Source organism: Variovorax sp. OV084, from assembly GCF_900111625.1.
In the GTDB taxonomy this organism is placed as follows: Bacteria; Pseudomonadota; Gammaproteobacteria; order Burkholderiales; family Burkholderiaceae_C; genus Variovorax.
Genome location: NZ_FOII01000022.1, coordinates 41,706 through 64,809, shown reverse-complemented (window position 1 = coordinate 64,809; position 23,104 = coordinate 41,706). Strand labels below are relative to the sequence as shown.

The 23,104-nt window shown below is 62.1% G+C and carries 16 protein-coding genes; 15 read left to right on the top strand and 1 reads right to left on the bottom strand.

Going from position 1 to position 23,104, the window contains the following annotated elements; all coding sequences use genetic code 11:
- The first annotated feature begins 32 nt into the window (after positions 1 to 32).
- Both BMW87_RS30635 and BMW87_RS30630 read left to right on the top strand, forming a co-directional pair.
- Entirely contained in the window at positions 33 to 1,190 is a 1,158-nt protein-coding gene (locus tag BMW87_RS30635; protein ID WP_093051784.1) for an MFS transporter, read from the top strand.
- 93 nt (positions 1,191 to 1,283) lie between these two features.
- Entirely contained in the window at positions 1,284 to 3,506 is a 2,223-nt protein-coding gene (locus BMW87_RS30630; protein WP_093081547.1) for a LamG-like jellyroll fold domain-containing protein, read from the top strand.
- Positions 3,507 to 3,531: 25 nt separating this feature from the next.
- Here BMW87_RS30630 and BMW87_RS30625 read toward each other — a convergent pair whose 3' ends face one another.
- Positions 3,532 to 3,741, bottom strand: a complete 210-nt coding sequence (locus BMW87_RS30625; RefSeq protein ID WP_093081544.1) for a hypothetical protein — start codon at positions 3,739 to 3,741, stop codon at positions 3,532 to 3,534.
- A gap of 358 nt (positions 3,742 to 4,099) precedes the next feature.
- Here BMW87_RS30625 and BMW87_RS30620 point away from each other — a divergent pair, with 358 nt between their 5' ends.
- From BMW87_RS30620 to BMW87_RS30565, 13 genes are all read left to right on the top strand, one after another.
- The gene (locus BMW87_RS30620; RefSeq protein WP_093081541.1) at positions 4,100 to 7,096 is read left to right on the top strand and encodes a type VI secretion system Vgr family protein; all 2,997 of its coding nucleotides are present in this window, start codon (positions 4,100 to 4,102) and stop codon (positions 7,094 to 7,096) included.
- Between the two features lie 61 nt (positions 7,097 to 7,157).
- Positions 7,158 to 11,990, top strand: a complete 4,833-nt coding sequence (locus BMW87_RS30615; protein ID WP_093081539.1) for an RHS repeat-associated core domain-containing protein — start codon at positions 7,158 to 7,160, stop codon at positions 11,988 to 11,990.
- 28 nt (positions 11,991 to 12,018) lie between these two features.
- Positions 12,019 to 12,351, top strand: a complete 333-nt coding sequence (locus BMW87_RS30610; protein ID WP_093050587.1) for a hypothetical protein — start codon at positions 12,019 to 12,021, stop codon at positions 12,349 to 12,351.
- Positions 12,352 to 12,438: 87 nt separating this feature from the next.
- Positions 12,439 to 12,693: a hypothetical protein gene (locus BMW87_RS30605; protein ID WP_093081535.1), complete on the top strand. Its 255-nt coding sequence runs from the start codon at positions 12,439 to 12,441 to the stop codon at positions 12,691 to 12,693.
- Between the two features lie 27 nt (positions 12,694 to 12,720).
- Positions 12,721 to 13,215, top strand: coding sequence for a pentapeptide repeat-containing protein (locus BMW87_RS30600; protein ID WP_093081533.1), 495 nt, complete (start codon positions 12,721 to 12,723; stop codon positions 13,213 to 13,215).
- A 41-nt stretch (positions 13,216 to 13,256) separates the two neighbouring features.
- Complete coding sequence (locus BMW87_RS30595; protein ID WP_143047843.1) at positions 13,257 to 13,652, top strand: hypothetical protein; 396 nt, start codon at positions 13,257 to 13,259, stop codon at positions 13,650 to 13,652.
- A gap of 50 nt (positions 13,653 to 13,702) precedes the next feature.
- Positions 13,703 to 18,376: an RHS repeat-associated core domain-containing protein gene (locus BMW87_RS30590; RefSeq protein WP_093081528.1), complete on the top strand. Its 4,674-nt coding sequence runs from the start codon at positions 13,703 to 13,705 to the stop codon at positions 18,374 to 18,376.
- Positions 18,373 to 18,651: a DUF7710 domain-containing protein gene (locus BMW87_RS30585; protein WP_093081525.1), complete on the top strand. Its 279-nt coding sequence runs from the start codon at positions 18,373 to 18,375 to the stop codon at positions 18,649 to 18,651. The genes BMW87_RS30590 and BMW87_RS30585 overlap by 4 nt, the downstream gene beginning before the upstream one ends.
- A 218-nt stretch (positions 18,652 to 18,869) precedes the next feature.
- Positions 18,870 to 19,181: a hypothetical protein gene (locus BMW87_RS30580; protein ID WP_093081523.1), complete on the top strand. Its 312-nt coding sequence runs from the start codon at positions 18,870 to 18,872 to the stop codon at positions 19,179 to 19,181.
- A gap of 114 nt (positions 19,182 to 19,295) precedes the next feature.
- Positions 19,296 to 20,831, top strand: coding sequence for an RHS repeat domain-containing protein (locus BMW87_RS30575; protein WP_256216986.1), 1,536 nt, complete (start codon positions 19,296 to 19,298; stop codon positions 20,829 to 20,831).
- Complete coding sequence (locus tag BMW87_RS34870; RefSeq protein ID WP_177192879.1) at positions 20,828 to 21,118, top strand: hypothetical protein; 291 nt, start codon at positions 20,828 to 20,830, stop codon at positions 21,116 to 21,118. The genes BMW87_RS30575 and BMW87_RS34870 overlap by 4 nt, the downstream gene beginning before the upstream one ends.
- Positions 21,119 to 21,415: 297 nt before the next feature.
- Positions 21,416 to 21,871 carry an SUKH-3 domain-containing protein gene (locus BMW87_RS30570; RefSeq protein ID WP_177192878.1) on the top strand — a complete coding sequence of 152 codons (456 nt, stop codon included), beginning with the start codon at positions 21,416 to 21,418 and terminating at the stop codon, positions 21,869 to 21,871.
- Positions 21,872 to 22,114: 243 nt separating this feature from the next.
- The gene (locus tag BMW87_RS30565) at positions 22,115 to 23,092 is read left to right on the top strand and encodes a sugar ABC transporter substrate-binding protein (protein ID WP_177142476.1); all 978 of its coding nucleotides are present in this window, start codon (positions 22,115 to 22,117) and stop codon (positions 23,090 to 23,092) included.
- The last annotated feature ends 12 nt before the right edge of the window (positions 23,093 to 23,104 follow it).

Genomic DNA, 23,104 nt, shown 5'->3' with positions numbered 1-23,104 from the left:
CCCCGCCACCAGTGGCCGCAGCACGCGGCCACATGCTGGCATTCGCTGGTCTGTCGGCCAGCTATTTCGCGCACATCGGGTTCTTCAACCCGTACCTGCCCCTGTGGCTCAAAGATTTGGGGCTGCCGATCTTCACCATCAGCCTGCTGGCTTCGGTGCAGTCGATCACGCGGGTGTTCGCGCCCTATGCCTGGGGCGCGCTCAGCGACCACACGGGGCAGCGCGTCAAGCTGCTGCGCTTCAGTGCGGCGGTGGCGCTGCTCAGCTCCTTCGGGCTGTGGTGGCACGGCGGCGCGTGGTGGCTCGCGCTGGTGCTGCTCGTGATGTTCACCCACACCAGCTCGATGATGTCGCTCACCGAGGCCGCGATGGCGCAATTGGTGGCCGGCGACTGGGGGCGCTATGGGCGCATCCGGCTGTGCGGATCGGCCGGTTTTCTGCTCACGGTGTTCGTGGCAGGCGAGTGGTTCGAGCGCTTCGGCATGAAGCACTTTCCGGCCTGGGCCGCGGGCACGCTGGCCATCGTGCTGATCGCGACCATGAAGCTGCCCGACGTGCGCGAGCCGCCCGCGGCGCACGACGCAGTGAAGGAGCCCATCGGGCCGGTGCTTCGCAATCCGGCGGTGCGGTGGTTCTTCGCGGCGCTGTTCTTCCAGGTGATGTCGCACTTCTCGGTGTACGCCTTCTTCTCGCTGTACCTCGATTCGATCGGCTACGGCAAGAGCACCATCGGCCTGCTGTGGGCGCTGTCGGTGGTGGCGGAAATCGTGTGGTTTTTCTTGCAGGGCCGGCTCATCGGCCTGATGCCGATGCCGCGCTGGATGCTGGTGTGCGGCATCGCGGCCGTCGCCCGGCTGGGGCTGACAGCGGGGCTGGGCGGCTGGATTGCGGCGCTCATCGTGGCGCAGTGGTTGCATGCGCTGAGCTTCGCGGCGCACCACACGACCTGCATCGCAGTGGTGTCGCGCCGCTTCCCCGGCCACCTGCGCGGGCGAGGGCAGGCGCTGTTCACGGTGATCGGCTATGGCTTCGGCGGCGTGCTGGGCGTGTTGCTTGGCGGTGCGGTCGCGCAGGCTTTCGGGTATCGCACGATGTTCACGGCGGCGGCGCTGCTGGCTGTGCTTGGCAGCCTTTGTGCGTGGCGTGTGGTGAGGCTGGATCGGATGGAGCGCGCGGCCAGTAAGAAGTAGGGCCTGACGGGGAAACAATGTGTCATGGGCCTTGCATGCGCATGTCACCGCAGCTTTCTACGCTGCGAGCTTCGCAATTTCTCCTCCTTTTCCATGTCCGTTTCCGACGACCCGCGCGGCGCCCGCACGCCGCGCATTGCTTCGCCCGCCGAATCGAATGATTCCGAACAGAACAACAACAGCAACACGCCGCCGCGCCGCCAGATGCTCAAGCTCGGCGCATCGCTGCTGACCGTTGGCGGCAGCAGCGCCTTGCTCGCGGCCTGCGGCGGTGGTAGCGGCGGTTCACCCGCCTTGGGCCCGCTGCCGGCGCCTGCACCCGCCCCGGCATCGGCGCCGCCGCCCGCTCCGCCGGCTGTCGCAGCCAAGATCTCAAGCTTCGCGCTCGCTGTGATGCCCGACACACAGTTCTATGCACGCTATGCCACTGCCGACGAGAGCGACCAATATGACAAGCGCTTCGGCAGCGCACCCTTCGCCGCCCAGACGAAGTGGATCGCCGCCAATGCCAAGGCGCTGAACATTCCCTTCACCATCCACCTTGGCGACGTGGTCGACCAGGTCGGCAAGCCCGATCAGTGGAAGGTGGCCGATGCCGCGATGAAGGTGCTCGAAGACGCGAAGCTGCCCTACAGCGTGCTCGCCGGCAACCATGACGTGATGAAAGACATCGACTACAGCATCGACCCCGTCGGCGGCACCGATGCCAGCCGTACTCCCGCCAACGAGCCCTACATCCAGTGGTTCGGCGCGGAGCGTGCGAAGCAGCAGGCCACCTTCGGCGCGCGCGACGCCAGCGGCTTCCACGAGTACCACGTGTTCGAGGCGCAAGGCCAGAAGTTCATGGTGCTGTCGCTGTCATGGCGTATCTCCGACGCAGGCATCGCCTGGGCCCGCCAGGTGATTGCGAAGAACCCGACGTTGCCCGTCATCCTGGTGAACCACCAGTTGCTCAACATCGCGCCCGACGGCACCAGCCCGCTCGAGACCGACTACGGCAAGATGCTCTGGGAGAAGCTGATCCGCGACAACGACCAGATCTTCATGACGCTCAACGGCCATCACCATGGCGCCGCGCATCTCACGAAGACCAACGACTTCGGCCGCAAGGTCGAGGAGATGGTGGTCGACTACCAGATGGCCTACCAGGGCGGCAACGGCCTGATGCGCCTGTACGAGTTCGACCTGACCAACAAGAAGATCAAGGTGCTGTCGTTCTCGCCGTGGGTGCCGCAGAAGCCGGCCGCCACGCTCAACAGCTTCGACCAGGCCGTGCTCACCACGCCCAACGAGGCCTTCGTCATCGACATGGATTTTGCGCTGCGCTTCGCGGGCTTCAACAAGAGCTTCGGCACCGGCAGCGCCACCATCGAGAGCTCGCTGGTGGACAAGGCTCGCGCGATGATCCTCGCCAACTACAAGGAGCCCGCGACGGTCACACAACGGCCCGCCACGAACTCGGATGACTATCCCAAGGTGGCGAATACGCTGGCGCACTGGCGCTTCTTTGGCGGCACGGCGAATCAGCCGGTGCCGGTGGACACCAAGATCGACGACGTCACCGGCAATAACCCTCTGTACCGAGACAAGCTGAACCAACTCGGGGTCGCAGGAGCAGTGGAGGGAGACATCGTATGGAGCGATGACCGCCACTATCTCTCGGCCGCGCCTGGCTCGGTGCGTTTCCTGAACACCATGAGGGACAAGAATGGTGCGCCGCCGCGCATGAGCTATTTCCTGACCAAGGATGCCGCTCCGATCAACGCGCAGACACTGGAGAACGGCTACACCATCGAAGCCTTCGTCAAGCTCGACAAGAGTTGGACCGCCGACAACAATCAATGGATGAACGTCATGACGCGCGATGGCCGCCGTGGCGAACTCTCCGGCTATTCGGGCGGCGACCCCGAATCACCGCCGATGTTGTTTGCTATTTCCAGCCTGCGCGAGGTGCAGTGGGAAGTGGTGCCGAGTCCGATTGGCGCGGGTAAGCCCAAGACCAACTGGTCGGGTGAGGTCATTGCTGATCGCTGGGTGCACATCGCAATCGTGAACGACCCTGTGTCGCACGACACCACGATGTACGTCGAAGGAGCGCCGGTCCTGCGCAACGTCTCGGCCAATCCAGGGCTGGCCACGCTCTCGGCCGCATCGCCATGGGTCGTAGGCGGTGGCTCATGGTGGGATCGCAAACTCGCAGATGGCTCGTGGGGGTTCAAGCGTGTCGACGGCTTCTTCGGCAACATCGGCGAAGTCCGCGTGGTGGCAGCGGCGCTGGCCCCGGCGCAGTGGCTCACGGCACGCAAGCCGGCCTGAGCCCCCTTGGCACGGAAAGGCCGGCTTACTGCTTCTTGCCGGCCTTTCCCGCCTTCGCTGCTGTCTTCGCGGGACCCTTGCCGTTCCCCTTCTCTAAGATCGCAAAGTACTCCGAAGCCAGTTTGCGCAACGACCGCCCGATGTTCGGGTAGTCGTATTCATCGAGGTTGGCCGGCGATACGCGCCCTGACGCGCTTTTGCCGCCAAAGCCCCGGCCCGGCAGTGGCTTCGTCACGCATAGCCAAGGGCGAGCATCGGAAATAGCGCAATTCGGGCTCGCTTTTCAGTCTTCCGACCAGTGCTCACTCATCACGGGCCGAGCCTTCTCCGGCATGGCAATTGATTCGGACCAGTAATTCATCACGCATTGCCCCTCCGCGTGACTTCCTGCACTGGCAGTGGCAGGGGGCGAACTTTATGCTGATTTAATTGGCCATCTATTTTTCGCATCGATTCTTACGATAAATCAACATTTAAAATAATTGTCAAAATGTGCAGCGGGAGGTGGGCATGAAGCTCATTGCTAAAACAATATTCTTATTTTATAAGTCTTTATTAATTAATTGGGGCTACAGGGCTGACGGGGCGTTGCAATGACGCGCCGAGTAACGATCCAGACGCCCGCAGGCGAAGCGTTGCAATTCCGCCAGCTGGTAGGCCGCGAAGCGCTGAGCCAGCTGTACGCCTTCGACATCGAGTTGCTGGGCAACAGCAACAACATCGACCCCAAGACCCTGCTGGGCAAGGCCACCACCGTGTCGGTGGAAACCGAAGGCGGCGTGCGCTACCTGGGCGGCATTGCCACCCGCTTCGGGCTGGAGCAGGAGGATGCGCGGCACTCCTTCTACCGGATGCGCCTGCGGCCCTGGCTGTGGCTGGCCACGCGGCGCAGCGACTTTCGCATCTTCCAGGGCAAGAGCGTGCCCGACATCGTGGTGGAAGTGCTCGGCAGCTACGGCTACCCCATCGAGAAGAAGCTCACGCGCGGCGACTACCGGCAGTGGGACTACTGCGTGCAGTACCACGAGAGCGACTTCGACTTCATCTCTCGCCTGTGCGAGCTCGAAGGCATCTACTACCACTTCAGGCACGAAGCGTCGCAGCACGTGCTCGTGTTCGCCGATGACATCGCCCACTCGCACAGCCCGCTGCCCGGCGGGGAAGAAGTGCGCTACCACCCGCTGGAGAAGTCCGGCATGGGCCAGCGCGAGCGCATCTATGCGTGGGAGATCGCGGAAGAAGTGCGCTCGGGCCACCACTACAACGACGACTACGACTTCCAGAAGCCCAAGGCCGAGCTGTCGCACCTGCGCCAGATGTCGCCCGGGCACGACCACGACGCCTACGAACAGTACGAATGGCCCGGCGGCTTCGTGCAGCACGGCGACGGCGAGACTTACGCGCGCATCCGCAACGAAGAACAGCTGAGCCAGCGCAGCCGCGTCACCGGCCGCGCCAACCTGCGCGAACTCGCCACCGGCCACACCCTGCGCCTGACCGGCCACCCCAAGGCCGACCAGAACCAGCAGTACCTGCTCGTGGGCGTGAGCTACCACCTGCAGGAGAACCTGCAGGCCAGCGAGGGCGCGGAAGGCACCGAAGGCTCCGTGCAGCGCTTCGCCTTCGACGCGCAGCCCACCAGCTACGCCTGGCGCCCGCAGCGCACCACAGCCAAGCCGCGCACCCGCGGGCCGCAAACGGCCATGGTGGTGGGCCCGCAGGGCGAGCAGATCTGGACCGACCAGTACGGACGCATCAAGGTGCAGTTCCAGTGGGACCGCATCGGGCAGGAGAACGAACACTCCAGCTGCTGGGTGCGCGTGTCCACCGCGTGGGCAGGCGCCACCTTCGGCATGACCTCCGTGCCGCGCATCGGCATGGAGGTGATCGTCGACTTTCTGAACGGCGACCCCGACTACCCGATCGTCACCGGCTGCGTGCACAACGCCGACACCATGCCGGCGTGGCAGCTGCCCGAGCAGAAGCACCTGTCGGGCATCAGGAGCCGCGAGTTGGGCGGCGGGCGCAGCAACCACATCGTGCTGGACGACACGCAGGGCAAGATCCAGGCGCAGTTGCGCAGTGATCACCAGGCCAGCCAACTGAGCGTGGGGCACATCGGGCGCATCGAGGACACGGCGGGGCGCAAGGATGCCCGGGGGCAGGGCTTCGAGTTGCGTACCGACGGGCATGGGGTGATGCGTGCGGGCAAGGGGCTGCTGGTCACCACCGAAGCGCGCCCGAATGCGCAGGCGCACATCACCGACATGAGCGAGACGGTGGGCCGTCTCACTCAGGCGCGCGATCTGCACGAAGGTTTGAGCGAAGTGGCGCAAGGTGCACAGGCCCACGAGGCCGGCGACCAGGACGAGGTCACCACGAGCCTCAAGGAGCAGAACGATGCCATCAAGGGACAGGGCGGCAATCGCGAGCAGGGCGACTTTCCCGAGTTCCAGGAATCGCACCTGACATTGGCCAGCGCCAAGGGCCTGCAAACCGTGGCGCAGGGCTCGACCCACATCGTGAGCAACGAGCACAGCGCGCTCACCAGCGGTGGCCATACGAGCGTGAGCGCGGGCAAGAGCCTGCTGGTGAGCGTGCAGAGCGCGATCCGCATGTTCGCCTCCAAGGCCGGCATGCGGCTCGTGGCGGCCGGTGCCGACATCGACATCAAGGCGCTGAAGGACAGCGTCAACGTGCTGGCCAAGCTCAACATCACGCAGACCGCCAACAAGATCACCATCCACGCAAAGGAAGAGGTGGTGATCAACGGCGGCTCGAGCTACAGCCGCTGGAGTTCGGGCGGGATCGAGCATGGCACTTCCGGCATCTGGCGCGAGCATGCATCGGTACACAGCCTCGTCGGGCCCGCCAACGAGGGCAAGCCTGCGCTGCCCAATCCGCCGCAGGTGCCGAAGGGGCAGCTCGACCTGTACCACCAGTACATCAAGCCGACTGGCGAAAAGCGCCAGGGCGTGGCGCAGGGCGACTTCACCGTGGTCGATTCGGAAGGCGGCACGCACGCCGGCACCTTCGACCGCAACGGGTTCGCGACCGTCTCGGGCCTGCCCATCGGCACTGCCAAGGTCACATTCGGCAAGGACCCCCGCGACCCGTGGGAGGAGGGGAGCTATTTCGGCACGCCCAAGGACTGGAAGGCAAAGGGTGCGACGGGCGCAGGCGCCGAGGGGGGCGGCGGCGCTGTATCGGGGCTTTCGGGCTTGACCAGCGGCTTTGCGGGCATGGCCGGTTCGGCAGGCGGTGCCGCGGGCGCGCTCGCCGGTGTCGCGGGTATGGGCAGCAAGGCCGCGAGCACGCTGGGCCAGGTAACCCAGGCGGCCGGTGTCGCGCAGCAGGCTGTGGGTGCAGCGCAGGCCATCCAGCGAGGGGGCGCCAAGGCGTTGCTCGGCCAGGCGAGCCAGGCAGCAACCGGCATGGCGATCCAGGCGGCCGGCGCCAAGCTGGGGCCGATGGGTGCGCCGATCACCGGCGTGATGAGCGGCATGGCTTCGGGGGGCATGAAGCCGGGCGTTGCAACAGCTGCCGCCAACCCTGCACTGACAGGCCGAACACCCGGCTTCATGGGCTGACCCGCCGCGGCGCGCCGCACTCCACCAACCCAACGCACAAGCTCGAAGAGAACAAGAAAAAATGGCAGGACCGGAAGCAGCGCCGACGCCGCAGGCGACGGAGCGCGAACCCCAGACGGCGGTTGCGCCACTGAACACCATCGTTACGGAAGACATCGCCGCCGCGAGCAAGGCGGTGGACGACTGGTTGCGCTCGTTCAGCGGCGGCTACGTGACGCTGGAGCGCCTGACGATGGTGCTCGGCAGCATTCCGATCGTCGGCAACATCATGGCGTTGGTGGATGTGTTCCTGGACATCATCAACATCGTCGAGAAGAAGGCCAAGGACGGGATCGACGCATTCCTGAACTGGGTCAGCCTGGGCATCAACCTGATCGGGTTGATCCCGTTGCCGATGAACATGGCGGCCGCGCGCATGAGCCTGCGCCCCACGCTGCATCTGGTGAGGCAGGAGCTGAAGGCAGCCGCCTCGAACCTGGGCGAAGCCATCGTCACCACGCTGGTAGGACACCTGAACGCGACCATCGTCGGCGAGCTGGAGGTCTTCATCGATGGCGCTATCGCCAAGCTTGGAGACATGTTGCAAGGCTGCACAAAGCTGGGCGACAGCATCGTGGACAACCTGGTCGACATCCTGCAGCGGGTGCTGGGCCAGAAGGACATGTTCACGGTCAGTACGCCTGTCGTGGCGGAAACCAGCGTGCACGACCCGAAGACTCAGAGCACGTGGAACCGGTTGTGGGGCAGCGCCGTCAAGTACACGAAGCAGTCGGCCAACTACGCCGCCAAGGTTGCTGCCAACCGCTTGCCCGAGAGCGTGGCGGGGCAGGTCAATGGCGTGATCGGGAGCCTGCTGGACTTCAAGAAGACCTTTAGAAACCAGCTCGTGCGCCTGGCCGACAAGGAAGCACAAGCCAGCATCATGTGGCTGCTGCACAAGCTGCTGGCCGCCATCCAGCGCAAGAAGGGGCAGCGCGGCGCGATTGTTTCGCCGAATGCCGGCGCGGTGGCCCAGAAGGACAAGCCGGGCGACCAGCTCGGGCACATCGGCAAGCAGGCGGATGGCCAGAAAGACGCAGGCTGCAAGAATTGCCCGGCGCCTGTCGCGCTCGGCAAGTCGATCAGCCTCGTCACTGGCTGCGAGAGCTTCACCCACACAGACTTCGTGCTCGCCGCGCCGTTGCCGATCGAATGGGCACGCACGTACCGCAGCCAGCTCGATGCCTACGACCGAGGCATCCTGGGCGCGCGCTGGCTCACGCCCTACAGCACGCGCGTGGACCTGATGACACCAGCCAGGGGTGAGCGCAAGGGTCAACCGAGTCTGGTTTATCACGCAGCCGACGGCCGCAGCCACGCATACCCCTTGCTGGCCGTGGGCCAGGTCTATCGCGATCCCATCGAAGAGATGACCGTCTCGCGTCTGAGCGAGTCGTTGCTGACGCTGGACTTCGGCAAGCCACTGCCTTTGGGTGAGCAGGGCAACTGGCGTGAGATCTACGAGCTTGTGGAAGGCCGGTCGCACTATCGGCTTGTGACGCTGCAAGCCAGGGACGGCGCCTCCATCGGCCTGCGCTATGACCATGTGATCTCGGACACGGGCGAGCAGGTGCTGAGCGACATCATCAGCAGGCAAGGCGAAGCCATCATGGCGCACGTGGGCACGCAGCCCGATGCGCGCACGGGCCTGATCAAGTCTCTGTGGGAGTTGAAGGACGGCCAGGTCGTGCGCCAGCTTGCCGCCTACACGCACGATGCAGAACGCGATCTCGTGTCCGCGAAGGACGAGAACGGCGCCAGCTGGAGCTACAGCTACAGCCATCACCTCGTGACCCGCTATACCGATCGCACCGGCCGCGGCATGAACCTCGAATACAACGGCACTGGCGCCGATGCCAAGGCGGTGCGCGAGTGGTCCGACGATGGCAGCTTTGCACTGAAGTTCGAGTGGGACAAGAACATCCGCCTGACCTACGTGACCGATGCCCTGGGCGGCGAGACATGGTTCTACTACGACATCCTGGGTTACACCTACCGCATCATCCATCCCGACAAGCTGCAGGAATGGTTCTTCCGCGATGACGCCAAGAACGTCACCCGTCATGTACACACAGACGGCAGCACCGACGACTACACCTACGACGTCGTCGGCAACCTGCAAATGCACACACGGGCCGATGGCAGCCGTGTTCATTTCGAATACGACCGGCTGAATCGCCTGACGGGCTTGCGCGACGCCGAAGGCAGCATCTGGAAGCGCGACTACGACGCGCAGGGCCATCTCACCGAAGAGATCGACCCGTTGGGTCACAAGACCGAGTACGCCTACGACAAGGCCGGCCGGCCGGCGTGCATCACCGATGCCAAGGGTGGTTCGAAACAGCTGACGTACACACCGGCCGGCCAGCTCGCCAGCTACACCGACTGCTCGGGAAAGACCAGCCGGTGGGAGTATGACAGTCGCGGGCGGCTGACCAAAACCATCGATGCGGCAGGGCAGGCCACCCGATATCGCTACACCCCGGAAGGCGAAGCTGCTTCAAGGAGCGATGGCAATCATCCGGGCCAACTCGAAGAAGTCTCCCTGCCCGACCAGACCCGCGAGCACTTCACGCATGACGCCGAAGGTCGCTTGCTCGCTCACACCGATGCGTTGGGTCGTCGTACCCGCTATAGCTACAACCGCGCCGGGCTCGTGGCCGGACGCACTGATGCCGCGGGCCAGACGCTGCAATACCACTGGGATCTGCTGGGGCGCCTGACCGAACTGCGCAACGAAAACGGCAGCCGCTACAACTTCAGCTACGACCCGGCGGGGAGACTACTGGAGGAAACCGGCTTCGACAGGCAACGCAGGCAGTACCTCTACGAGGAATCCACCGGCGCGCTGGTGCAAGTCGTCGAGGCGCAGGCGCACACGACAGGGTTTCGTTTCGATCCGATGGGGCGCCTCGTCGAGCGCAATGCGGGCGAGGGGCAGGTCGAGACCTTTGCCTTCGATCTCAACGGCATGTTGATCGAAGCAGTCAATTCCGACGCAAAGTTGCAGTGGTTCTACGATCCCGCCGGGAACCTGACGCGCGAGCACCAGCACCATCTGGCCAGTTCGCAGACGGCAGTCTGGCAGCACCGCTACGACGAACTCAACCAGCGCATTGCGACCATTCGCCCCGACGGCCATGTCACGCAATGGCTGACCTACGGTTCGGGCCACGTGCATGGCTTGCTTGTTGATGGACAGGACATCCTGGGCTTCGAACGCGACGATCTTCATCGGGAGATCGGCCGAACGCAGGGCAATGGCCTGAGCCAGCGGCTGAGGTACGACCCTGCCGGCAGGTTGCTGGAGCAGCAGATATCGCATGCGAAGCCGGACAGCGCCGGCGCACTGAGCCTTCGCCGGAGCTATGGCTACGACAAGGCCGGTCAGCTGACCGCCATCGGGGACAGCCGGCGCGGCAATCTGAACTACAGGTATGACCCCGTGGGCCGCCTGCTCGAAGCCAACAGCCGCCTGGGCCGCGAGACCTTTGCATTCGACCCGGCCGGCAACATCGCCGACGCCGCACGTGGCGATGCGCCGCAAGGCCTGCGCGCAGTCAGCAAGCTGTTGGACAACCTGCTGAAGGAATACGCGGGCACCACCTACCGCTACGACAAGCGCGGAAACCTGATCGAGCGTGTCAGGAACGGGAAGAAAACGGTCTTCGAGTGGAACGGCTTCAACCGCATGACCGCGGCCACAAGCGAAGAGGGCTCCACCACCTTCAGCTATGACCCTGTGGGGCGACGCATCGCCAAGCGCTCACGCGAAGCCATGACGCTGTTCGGCTGGGACGGCGACACGCTGGCCTTCGAGAGCACGCAGAGCACGGCCGGCGAGAGCGAGCGGCAGGGACGGGGCTGGAGCGTCCACTACATCCACGAGCCGGATTCGTTTGTGCCGCTGGTGCAGATCAGGCAAGCGCGAGCCGTCGCACTGAGCTCGACCACGGTCGTGAAAACGCTGATGGATGCCAATGGCGGGGAGTACGACATCGAGCAGGACCCGTTGTGGAACGGCGAGCAACTGCCGAGGCCGGGTGCCTTCGCGAAGGAGGAGATTGCCTTCTACCAGTGCGATCATCTCGGCACGCCCCAGGAGCTGACGGATCATGAAGGCCAGATTGCCTGGTCGGCGCAGTACAAGGCATGGGGCGAGGCAAGAGAGGTCATCAGCGAAGCAGGAAGACGGGCCGGCTTTGCCAACCCGATCCGTTTCCAGGGGCAGTATCTGGACGATGAGACCGGGCTGCACTACAACAGGCATCGTTACTACGATCCGCAGGCTGGCAGATTCATCAGCAGCGATCCGTTGGGCTTGGGCGGCGGTCTTAACACCCATGCATACGTGCCCAATCCCGTGGCGTGGGTCGACCCGTTGGGCTTGCAAGCTGCGCCTGTCAAATGCAAGACAGCCAAGGGAGGTCGTTTCGCCACGGCGGACGGCGCGGCCAAGGCGGCGATGATGCGTTACAACGACAAGTCCATTCGAGACAACGTGGAGTACGGCGGCCTGGTCTACAAGACGCCGGATGGCAAATACGACTTCACCAAGGCGACCAGGGGCGAGAAGGACACCGTCAACCCCTGGGGCCCTACGGCCAAGAGCATTCCGAAGTGCGCCCAGGAAGTGGGCTACTGGCACACCCATGGGGATCACTCGGATCAATACGGGAATCGCACAACGCGGGCCAAGGACTACTACGGAAGCAACAACTTCTCTCCCGAAGACAAGGACGCCGCCAAAGCAGGAATGCAACATGATCATCCGGACTACCGAGGCTACGTCGGCACGCCAAGCGACGGCTACAAGGGCTACAACCCGAAGGCGAATCAAACCTACAGGCTTTAAGAGCCTGATCATTGCGTTGGGAATTTTCATGAACTTCAATGCCTCTGCCGCACCGATCTTCGAAGTCGAGTCGCCGGATCAGCTGCTGCTCAATACACCTGTGGTCGTTGCGTTGGGCAACGCGTACAAGCTGTTCGAGAAGACCGGGCAGGACCTGAACAATTTCAACGTTCACATCGCCGAGAGGAAAAAGGAAAACGGCGAAGACGAGAACGGAGTCAACACCATCGGCATTGCATTCACGGCCAAGCTGCCTCCGGGGCAGAAGGGGCTCGGCAACGCCAGCAAGCTGGGGCGGTCGATCACGTACATCGCCTCCAAGACCACGGGCGAAATACTCCGGGAGCAAGGAAGCCGGTAGTGACGCCCGGCACCGGGTCTGGCTCGAAAGACGTTGCGCCTGCCTGGACTCGGTGCTTTCAATTTTGCAGAGGGAGGAAGAATGAGAATGAACGAAACCATCGAAGTTGATGGTCTGGCGGCGCAGGCGATTGCGGCAGCCTGTGAAGATGCAAGGTCTTCAGGCCTGCAGCTCGCAAACTACAAACTCGTCCTGGCCGAAGAACCCGACGACTACAGCGCGTCGTGGGTGACGAAGGGCGAGCCGCAAGGCCATCGGGGCGCCTTGCCGGGCCTGCCCGAACCCAGCCTGCTGATCGAGAAGCGCGCTGGCCGGATCCTCCGGAAGCAGCTCTCGCGTTGAGTCGACGGCGTCATCCAAGGATTCGACATGTCTTCTCAAGTCATCATCCTCGCCCACGACATGTGGCGCAAAGGCGCAGGCGGTGCGCCCGCCGGGCTCGTGGGCCAGGCCGACAGCTTCGCTTATGCAGGGCTCGACCTGGGGCTCGCCCAGTTCGCCGCAACGACCTTCACCGGCACCAGTTTCACCGCCACCAGCTTCAAGCAGGCGGGCTGGAGCGCCTGCCAGTTCACGGGCTGCAGCTTCACGCAGTGCGACTTCGGCGGCATTTCGATCACTGGGTGCACTTTCATCAACTGCAGCTTCACGCACGCCAACTTCGATGGCGGCAGCATCAGTACCAGCACCTTCACGCAATGTCAGTGGGACGACATCAGCTTCGCGGGCGGCCACTGGAACGACGTCGGGGTGCTGAACTGCGGCGGCACCGTGGTGCATGCGCAGGGACTGCAGGGGCGCAGCGTGGACTTCACGGGCAGCACATTCGAACAGCTCGAGTTTCAGGGCGCGAACATCAATTGAGCCCTGACGGGCAACGCCATCACTTCATCGATTCCATGTTCATGAAAAACATCAAGACCGTCTTTATCGCCACTGCCCTCCTGGGCGCCGTCTCTCTGTGCTTGGCGCAAGCGGAAACGAAAACCACGCTGACCAAGCTGCACCAGAGTTACGAGAAGCAGGGCCGCCGCGCGCTCGGCATGCCGGAGTACGGCAAGCGTGTGCAGTTCCCGGCGGTGGTTGTCGAAGCGTCTGATTCCTTCGGCGGTACGTCGATGATCCGCGCCGCCGATGTGCGCGGCAACCAGGAACTGGCGCGCTTGACTCCGGCGGACGACGCACAGAACCAGAAGATGGGCGAGATGCGCAGCGGCGCGAAGTTCACTGCGAGCTGCGAGGTTGGCTTTGCGATGGGCTCGGCGTTTCTCACGATGAAGGACTGCGTGATCCGGCCCTGAAGCCGCATCCGCAGCAAAGGCAACGTACCAGTTCGAGGCAGGGAGAGAAGATGGCAGGAAACGAAGGCCCACAACAGCAAGGCCAGAAGCCGACAGAGAGAGAACCCCAGACGGCGGTAGCGCCGCTGAACACCATCGTCAAGGAAGACATCGCCGCCGCGAGCAAGGCGGTGGATGACTGGCTGCGCTCGTTCAGTGGCGGCTACGTGACGCTGGAGCGCCTGACGATGGTGCTCGGCAGCATTCCGATCATCGGCAACATCATGGCGTTGGTGGATGTGTTCCTGGACATCATCAACATCGTCGAGAAGAAGGCCAAGGACGGCGTCGAGGCATTCCTGACCTGGGTCAGCCTGGGCATCAACCTGATCGGGCTGATCCCGTTGCCGCCGAGCATGGCGGCCGCGCGCATGAGCCTTCGGCCCACGCTACATCTGGTGAAGCAGGAGCTGAAGGCAGCTGCTTCGAACCTGGGCGAAGCCATCGTCACGACGCTGGTGGGGCACTTGAACGCCACCATCATGGGCGAGCTCGACAAGTTCATCGATGGTGCCATCGACAAGCTCGACGGCATTCTCAAGAGCTGCGCCGACCTTGCCGACAAGATCATCGACAACCTGGTGGATATCCTGCGGCGCGTGCTGGGCCAGAAGGACCTGTTCGACGTCGCGAAGCCCGGTGTGACGGAAACGCGCGTGCACGATCCGAAGACGCAGAGCACCTGGAGCCGCATGTGGGGCACTGCCGTGCGTTACTCCAAGCAGTCGGCGAACTACGTCGCCAAGACGGCAGCCAGCCAGCTGCCCGCGGGCGTTGCCGGCAAGGTCAACGGCGTGATCACGCAGATGCTGGACTTCAAGCGCCTGCTTCGCAGCCAACTGTCGGCGCTGGCCAACAAGGAGGCTCAGGCCAGCATCATGTGGCTGCTGCACAAGCTGCGGGATGCACTGCTGCGCAAGAAGGGGAAGCGCGCGGCCATCGTTCCGCCGCAGGCGGGTGCCAAGGCGGAGAAGGACAATCCGGGCACGCCGCTTGGACACATCAGCAAGCAGGCACCGGCGCAGGGAACTTCGGGCTGCAAGAACTGCCCCGCGCCCGCGCGCAAGGGCGCCTCGATCAGCCTCGCTACCGGCAACGAGAGCTTCACGCACACCGATTTCGTGCTCGCCGCGCCGCTGGCGATCGAATGGGCGCGCACCTATGCCAGCGACCTCGATGCCTTCGACCGCGGTAGCCTGGGAGCCCGGTGGATCACGCCTTACAGCATGCGGGTGGACGTTGCCACGCCAGTGCGCGGCGCACGCCAAGGGCAGGCGAGCTTGGTGTATCACGCGGCCGACGGGCGCAGCCGTGCCTACCCGCTGCTGGAGGTGGGGCAGACGTATTTCGATGCCATCGAAGAGGTCAGCATCTCGCGGCTGAACGAGAGCCTGCTGGCACTTGACTTCGGCAAGCCACTGCCTGCGGGCGAGCATGGTGAATGGCGGGAGATCTACGAGCTCGTCGACAGCAAGCAGCAGCACTTCCGGCTCGTCGCGCAGCAGGCGAAAGACGGCATGTCCATCGGCCTGCGCTACGACCACGTGATCGCCTCGACCGGCGAACGCGTGCTGAGCGACATCATCAGCAAGCAGGGCGAAGCCGTCATGGCGCACGCGGGCACGCAGCCGGATGCGCAGACCGGCTTGATCAAGTCGCTGTGGGAGCTGAAGGACGGTCAGGTCATTCGTCAGCTCGCCGCATACACGCACGATGCAGAAGGTGACCTCGTCGCCGCGCAGGATGAAAACGGCGAAAGCTGGAGCTACACCTACGCGCACCATCTCGTGACCCGCTACACCGACCGCACCGGCCGAGGCATGAACCTCGAATACGACGGCACCGGCGCAGATGCCAAGGCCGTGCGCGAGTGGTCCGACGACGGCAGCTTCGCGCTCGCGCTGGAGTGGGACAAGAACATCCGCCTGACCTACGTGACCGACGCGCTGGGAGGCGAGACCTGGCACTACTACGACATCCAGGGCTACACCTACCGCATCATTCACCCAGACAAGCTGCAGGAATGGTTCTTCCGCGACGACGCGAAGAACATCACGCGCCACGTGCACACCGACGGCAGCACCGACGACTACACGTACGACGAAGACGGCAACCTGCAGACGCACACGCGTGCCGACGGCAGCCGTGTGTATTTCGAGTACGACAAGCTGCATCGCCTCACGGGCATCCTCGATGCCGAAGGCGGCGTGTGGAAGCGTGACTACGACGCACAGGGCCATCTCACGGAAGAGATCGATCCGCTCGGCCACAAGACCGAGTACGCCTACGACAAGGCCGGCAGGCCCGTACGGATCACCGATGCGAAGGGCGGCGTCAAGGTGCTCGTCTATTCCCCATCGGGGCAACTGCTCAGCTACACCGACTGCTCTGCCAAGACCAGCCGCTGGGAGTACGACGAAAGGGGCCGTCTTGCCAAAGCGACCGACGCTGCCGGCAACACCACCAGCTATCGCTACGCAGCCGGCCAGCTCGAACAAGTCGTGCAGCCCGACGAGACGAGCGAGCATTTCGAGCACGATGCCGAAGGCCGCCTGCTGACGCACACCGATGCGCTCGGACGAGCCACGCGCTACAGCTACACGCGCGCCGGACTGATCGCCGGTCGCACCGACGCCGCAGGCCGCTCGCTCAAGTACTACTGGGACCTGCTGGGTCGCCTGACCGAGCTGCACAACGAGAACGGCAGTCGCTACGACTTCCGCTATGACCCGGTGGGCCGCCTGCTCGAGGAAACCGGCTTCGACCGCAAGACCACGCAGTACATCCATGAGGAGACCAGCGGTGTCCTCGCCGGGGTGATCGAAGCGGGGCACCGCACCGAACTCGAGTTCGATCCGCTCGGCCGCTTGAGCGAACGCCGGGCCGGCGATCGGTCGGAACGCTTTGCCTACGACCGCAACGGCCGCCTGCTCGAGGCCGCCAACAGCGACGCGCGCCTGCAATGGTTCTACGACCCGGCCGGCAACCTGACGCGCGAGCATCACCACTACCTGGAGCGCAAGCGCACGGCGGTCTGGCAGCACCGCTACGACGAACTCAACCAGCGCATCGCCACCGTGCGACCCGACGGCCACGTGACCCAGTGGTTGACGTACGGCTCCGGCCATGTGCACGGGCTGATGCTCGACGGCCAGGACATCCTTGGCTTCGAGCGCGATGACCTGCACCGTGAGGTTGCGCGGGAGCAGGGCAACGGTCTGAGCCAGCGTCAGAAGTACGACCCCGCAGGCCGGCTGCTCGAACAGCAGATCTCGCGCACCAGGCCCGGTGCCATCGAGGCCACGGCGGGAGGGAGCATCCAGCGTAGCTACAGCTACGACAAAGCCGGCCAACTGGTGGGCATCGGCGACAGCCGGCGCGGCAACCTGAGCTACCGCTACGACCCGGTGGGCCGTCTGCTGGAAGCCAACAGCCGCGTCGGACGCGAAGTGTTCGCCTTCGATCCGGCAGGCAACATCGTCGACCCTCCGACGGCCAATGACCCGCTCAGGCATCCAGCCAACAAGCTGCTGGACAACCTGCTGAAGAGCTACGCGGGCACCAGCTACTGCTACGACGAACGCGGCAACATGACCGAGCGCGTGCGCAACGGCTGGCGAACCGTCTTCGCGTGGGACGGCTTCAACCGCATGATGGCGGCGACCGACCAAAGCGGCATCACCACTACCTTCAGCTACGACGCGCTAGGGCGTCGGTTGGCCAAGCGCTCGGGCGAGACCATGACGCTGTTCGGCTGGGATGGCGACGTGCTCGCGTTCGAGAGCACTCAGAGCAAGTCAGCGATCGAAGAGGGCGGTGAGCGCGGCTGGAGCGTGCACTACATCCATGAGGCGAACTCGTTCGTGCCGCTGGTGCAGGTGCGCCGGGCAACAGCGATGACACTGAGTGAGACGACGGATGCGAAGGCGCTGATGCAGGCCAATGGCGGCGTCTACGACATCGAGCAGGATCCTTTGTGGAACGGCGAGCAGAGGCATGTGCCGCGTGCGTTCGATAGGAAGGAGATGGCGTTCTATCAGTGCGACCACCTGGGCACGCCGCAGGAGCTGACAGACCATGAGGGAAGCGTTGCGTGGTCGGCGCAGTACAAGGCGTGGGGCGAGGCGCGGGAGGCGATCAGCGAGGCGGGGCGCCGTGCAGGCATCGCAAATCCGATTCGATTTCAAGGTCAATATTTCGACGCTGAAACCGGGTTGCACTACAACCGTCACCGCTACTACGAGCCCTTGAGTGGAAGGTACGTAAGTCGAGATCCAATTGGTTTGGATGGCGGAAATAATATTTACCAATATGCTCCAAATCCCAGTCAATGGGTGGATCCACTTGGCTTGGCTAAGAAAGATCAAAAAAGCCAAAAACCGTGCCAAAGCAAGAAAAATTCTACAGAACCTAAATTGCCTGAAAAAATTATTGCGCAAGATGGCGGGCTACGCTTAGAGCACTATGTCCGAAGCGGTGATCATGCGCCTGCGCATTTCCATTTGAGAGGTGAAGGTGGTTTGAATATTCAGATTGGGCAAAATGGAAGGCCGATTAATGGGTCCGAGGAATTAACTGCCACTCAACGGGATTTTATTGAAAATAACAAGGCCAAGTTAAGATCGTCTGTCGATAGAATTCAGCGATGGCATCGTTATAGTAACTTACCCGAGGAGTGTGAATGACTGAGATTAAGGAAGTTTGGGTTTTCAATGGGGTAAATGCGAAATTCCCTTCGGCGGTTTTCCTGGTCAAAGAGGATGCGTTCGGTTGGATAAAAAAGCATGCATTGACTGGGGTCTTGACTAAATATCCAGTGGGTATTTCGGTTTATGAGTGGGCAATTGAAAGTGGTAATTTCAAAGTGAAATCAGAAAAAGATTCAACGCCGGAGTTTATAGGAAAATTTTCGAGCGCCGCGCAAGAGCATATGCATTTTGAAAATGGAATTTTTGATTAATTGGTGTTGATGGGTCAGAGATCGGCGGAATTCAACATGCACCTCGTTATGCCGAAGAGAAGTATCAGACTGGACAAGGCTGTGGGCGCGACTATGTTGAGTTTGATGTGCTAGCGTCAAGGCTTGAATGGGCTGGGAACCCTCGGTATCACAGGCAGAAGCTAACGATTAAAGGTGACGCTCCAGCATGCAGCCTGAAAGTTTTTAGGAGAGCTTAGGTGATCGAAAAGAACAAGGAATTGCGGATCGACGGAGAGAAGCTATTGCATGTCCTGCGAGACATCGAATACGTGCTCATTTCTCTGCACAAGATTGGCTCCTACTACGCGCTCGATTTTCCCGGGAAGAAATCGGAGTATTACGCGGAAACGACAAAATTCATTGATGACGGGGAAGTGACCGGACGGCTCGCCAAGATTCGATCCATCTTGTCCGGGGCTTTCGACGAAACGCGGGGAGTCGATGACTTGACAGACATCGAGCGCGCTTTGGAGGGGCTTGAATTCTGGAAACCAGGAAGTGCGAGTTAGTTTGACTGGCTCAAGCCGTTTACGCCACACCAGACTACAACCTGTATCGGTACTACGACCTAAAGCAGGACATTCCCGATTCCAAGTGAATATGGTGACTTACGCTTTGAGGTTGTGCGGGAGCAGGGTAACGGCCTGAGCCAGTGGCAGAAATACGACCCGGCGGGGCGGCTGTTTGAACAGCAAATATCGCGTCCAAAGGCCGGGGCCATCGAGTCGGGTGTCGGCATTCAGCATCGCTACAGCTACGACAAGGTGGGCCATCTGCTGGACATCGGCGACAGCCGGCGCAGCAACCTGAGCTACCGCTACGACCCGGTGGGCCGCCTGCTCGAAGCCAACAGCCGCGTCGGACGTGAGATCTTCGCCTTCGATCCTGCTGGCAACATCGTCGACGCTCCACCGAGCGGCGACCCGCTCAGGCATCCAGCCAACAAGCTGTTGGACAACCTGCTGAAGAGCTACGCCGGCACCAGCTACCGCTATGACGAGCGCGGCAACATGACCGAGCGGTTGCGCAACGGCTGGCGAACCGTCTTCGCTTGGGATGGCTTCAACCGGATGACGGCAGCGACGGATCAAAGCGGCATCACCACCACCTTCAGCTACGACGCGCTGGGGCGTCGACTGTCGAAGAGTTCGGGTGAGGCCACGACCCTGTTCGGCTGGGATGGCGACGTGCTCGCGTTCGAGAGCACTCAGAGCAAGTCAGCGATCGAAGAGGGCGGTGAGCACGGCTGGAGCGTGCATTACGTCCACGAGGCGAACTCGTTCGTGCCGCTGGTGCAGGTGCGCCGGGCAACAGCGATGACACTGAGTGAGACGACGGATGCGAAGGCGCTGATGCAGGCCAATGGCGGCGTCTACGACATCGAGCAGGATCCTTTGTGGAACGGCGAGCAGAGAAATGTGCCGCGTGCGTTCGACAGGAAGGAGATGGCGTTCTATCAGTGCGACCACCTGGGTACGCCGCAAGAGCTGACGGATGATGAAGGAAGCGTTGCTTGGTCTGCGCAGTACAAGGCGTGGGGCGAAGCGAAGGAGGCGATCAGCGAGGCGGGGCGAAGGGCGGGGTTCAGGAATCCGATCCGGTTCCAGGGGCAGTATTGGGATGAAGAGACGGGGCTGCACTACAACAGGTATCGGTACTACGATCCGCTGTCTGGAAGATTCGTTAGTAGCGATCCGATTCGGCTGATCGGAGGCAGCAACCTTCATGCAGCTGTTCCCAATCCGACGGGCTGGGTTGACGCTAACGGTCTTTCTCCCGCTGGAATTCTCAAAAAGGCTGGGCAGGTCAAGGCGGGGAGAAGTGTCACGGTCTGTTCGTTCAAGGAGGCGTCGGCCGTCTTGTTTGCCGCATTCCCAGACGCGCAAAAGTCAGCCGGAGCAGCAGACAAAGATCCTGCAAAGACTGCGAGGGACAAAGCTGCATTCAAATCGAATCGTCAGAACGGCACCGGAAGGGCCTCGTACCACATGGACTTCAAGACGAATCCTGCAACAGGCGTGCTTTACGGGCACGAATCACTTCCCGACGGGCATCCGCATAAAACAATGCCGCATGTCAATGTCATCACGCCCGAGGGCGATCGCGTCGATATTTTCGTGGACCGTCCCACCCAATGTCCTTTGGCGAAGAAGAAATGAGCGACGCAGAAATAATTTCAAAATTAGGTTCAATTGTTCGATCCAAGAAGGTACTCTGGATCGAAGGCGATTATGTGCGGGACGGCGAAATGGTTCATTGGGAATGTTTTATCAAACTACTGGGAGATACGGCTGCAGTTGGTTTTGATGAATATTTGGAGAAATATGAAGATGCTGTCGATTTGTATGATATGTATGTGCGAAATAAATTGCCAGACATTGAATCGGCGTTGAGATTTGTTTTGGATTCATTTCCTCTTGCGGCTGAGAAAATGCGTCGAACTTGATTTTTTAAGAACTAATTGGTCTTGAAGGCCTTGTGGTTGGGTTCGAAAATACTCTCTGAAAAACCCCGTGGTTGGTTATCAAATCTTGGAGAAAATTTCGGGTGATGCTAATTTTATCGGGCTGCATGACCAGCTTCGCCGATATAGGGAGCAAGGCACCTCATTGGAAGAAATGATGCATTGCCTCGAGAGGTTGCGCGTGCGGGCTGAGACGGTACCCATTGAGGAAAAAATATTAGAATTGATGAATGTCGTAAGCGGGCTTTGTGCCTCGACTATTCGAGTATGGCGACTCCGATGAAATTTTGCTTTGACGAAAAATCTCTTTCTCTTTTGAGGCGGGCTGGATGGCACTCGCAGCGAAATGTCAAAACAGATCTATATCTACTGAATTGGCGTAAAGACGGCTATACCGTATTCCCGCATGCACTGGAATTCGCTCGCTCCTTCGGCGGGATTCACCTAGCGCACCGCGGATATGGCAGCGACGCTCCTGACGAAAGCCATTTCGATCCGTCTGTCGCAACGCGGCGATTTGATCGGGCTTGGGCGGTTGATAAGTACGAGGGGCTTGCGAAAGAAATTCTGATTCCCGTCGGGCAAGGTTATTCAGGACATCTCACATTTCTCATCGGGACCCAGGGCGGTTTTTATGGCGGGTACGACGACTACTTCTGCAGGATAGGGGAAACTGTGGAAGAAGCATTGGCCAATATTCTTTTCGGCAGAGCGTTCGAGAAGCTTCCCGGTTGATATGGGCGTGCAGATGAATGCAAACCCTCTGCCTCTAGCCGTGAGTGAGGCACTCAACCTCGGGTTTCCGATAACTAAATCAGCTTGATTTAGTCCTTCTCCTGCCCGATAGTCCCCCTGCGCCCGGATACCGAGCCTTCAAGGCCCGAGCGATCCGGATCCAAAGACCGCAGGCGCCTCGCCGTCCGCCCAAGGAGACAAACCATGCACAGCACCTCCCGCTCCATCCTGGCCATCGCGGCCATGTCCCTCGCCGCAGTGACCGCATCTACCGCCGCTTTCGCCGCAGACCAACCCATCATCGGCCTGGTCACCAAGACCGAAACCAACCCCTTCTTCGTCAAGATGAAGGAAGGCGCGCAGGAAGAAGCCAAGAAGCAGGGCGCCAAGCTGCTCTCCGGCGCGGGCAAGGCCGACGGCGACAACGCGGGTCAGATCACCGCGATGGAAAACATGATCGCGGCCGGCGCCAAGACCATCCTGATCACGCCTAGCGACGCGAAAGCCATCGTGCCGGCGATCAAGAAGGCGCGCGACAAGGGCGTGATGGTGATCGCGCTCGACAGCCCGGCCGATCCGCCGGACGCGACCGACGCGCTCTTCGCCACCAACAACTACACGGCCGGCGTGCTGATCGGCGAATACGCCAAGGCCGCGATGGCCGGCAAGCCCGCGAAGATCATCGCGCTCGACCTGCTGCCGGGCCACCCGGTGGGTGCGCAGCGCCACAACGGCTTCATGAAGGGCTTCGGGCTGCCGGCCAACGAGGCGAAGTCGAACGAGTTGTCGAAGGCGCCCGAAATCGTCTGCATGGCGGACAGCTATGGCGATCAGGCCAAGGCGCAGACGGCGATGGAAAACTGCCTGCAGAAGGCGCCTGACGTGAACCTGGTCTACACGATCAACGAGCCCGCCGCGGCCGGTGCCTACAACGCGCTGAAGCGCGCAGGCAAGGAGAAGGGCGTGCTGATCGTCTCGGTCGACGGCGGCTGCCAGGGCATCAAGGACACCAACGCCGGCATCATTGCCGCGACCTCGCAGCAGTACCCGCTGAAGATGGCCGCGATGGGCGTGGCCGCGGGCGTCGAATTCGCCAAGACGGGCAAGAAGGCCTCGGGCTATGTCGACACGGGCGTGACGCTGATCGCGGGCAAGAGCGTGGCGGGCGTCGACAGCAAGGACACGAAGACCGGCGCCGAGCTGTGCTGGGGCAAGAAGTAAATAGCTGACAGC

Excerpts from the sequence above, each read along its gene's own strand:
- BMW87_RS30630 (WP_093081547.1), top strand. The coding sequence starts at position 1,284 with ATGTCCGTTTCCGACGACCCGCGCGGCGCCCGCACGCCGCGCATTGCT.
- BMW87_RS30610 (WP_093050587.1), top strand. The coding sequence starts at position 12,019 with ATGAACTTCAATGCCTCTGCCGCACCGATCTTCGAAGTCGAGTCGCCG.
- BMW87_RS30570 (WP_177192878.1), top strand. The coding sequence starts at position 21,416 with ATGAAATTTTGCTTTGACGAAAAATCTCTTTCTCTTTTGAGGCGGGCT.
- BMW87_RS30585 (WP_093081525.1), top strand. The coding sequence starts at position 18,373 with ATGACTGAGATTAAGGAAGTTTGGGTTTTCAATGGGGTAAATGCGAAA.
- BMW87_RS30565 (WP_177142476.1), top strand. The coding sequence starts at position 22,115 with ATGTCCCTCGCCGCAGTGACCGCATCTACCGCCGCTTTCGCCGCAGAC.
- BMW87_RS30590 (WP_093081528.1), top strand. The coding sequence starts at position 13,703 with ATGGCAGGAAACGAAGGCCCACAACAGCAAGGCCAGAAGCCGACAGAG.
- BMW87_RS30605 (WP_093081535.1), top strand. The coding sequence starts at position 12,439 with ATGAACGAAACCATCGAAGTTGATGGTCTGGCGGCGCAGGCGATTGCG.
- BMW87_RS30600 (WP_093081533.1), top strand. The coding sequence starts at position 12,721 with ATGTCTTCTCAAGTCATCATCCTCGCCCACGACATGTGGCGCAAAGGC.
- BMW87_RS34870 (WP_177192879.1), top strand. The coding sequence starts at position 20,828 with ATGAGCGACGCAGAAATAATTTCAAAATTAGGTTCAATTGTTCGATCC.
- BMW87_RS30595 (WP_143047843.1), top strand. The coding sequence starts at position 13,257 with ATGAAAAACATCAAGACCGTCTTTATCGCCACTGCCCTCCTGGGCGCC.
- BMW87_RS30620 (WP_093081541.1), top strand. The coding sequence starts at position 4,100 with ATGACGCGCCGAGTAACGATCCAGACGCCCGCAGGCGAAGCGTTGCAA.
- BMW87_RS30635 (WP_093051784.1), top strand. The coding sequence starts at position 33 with ATGCTGGCATTCGCTGGTCTGTCGGCCAGCTATTTCGCGCACATCGGG.
- BMW87_RS30615 (WP_093081539.1), top strand. The coding sequence starts at position 7,158 with ATGGCAGGACCGGAAGCAGCGCCGACGCCGCAGGCGACGGAGCGCGAA.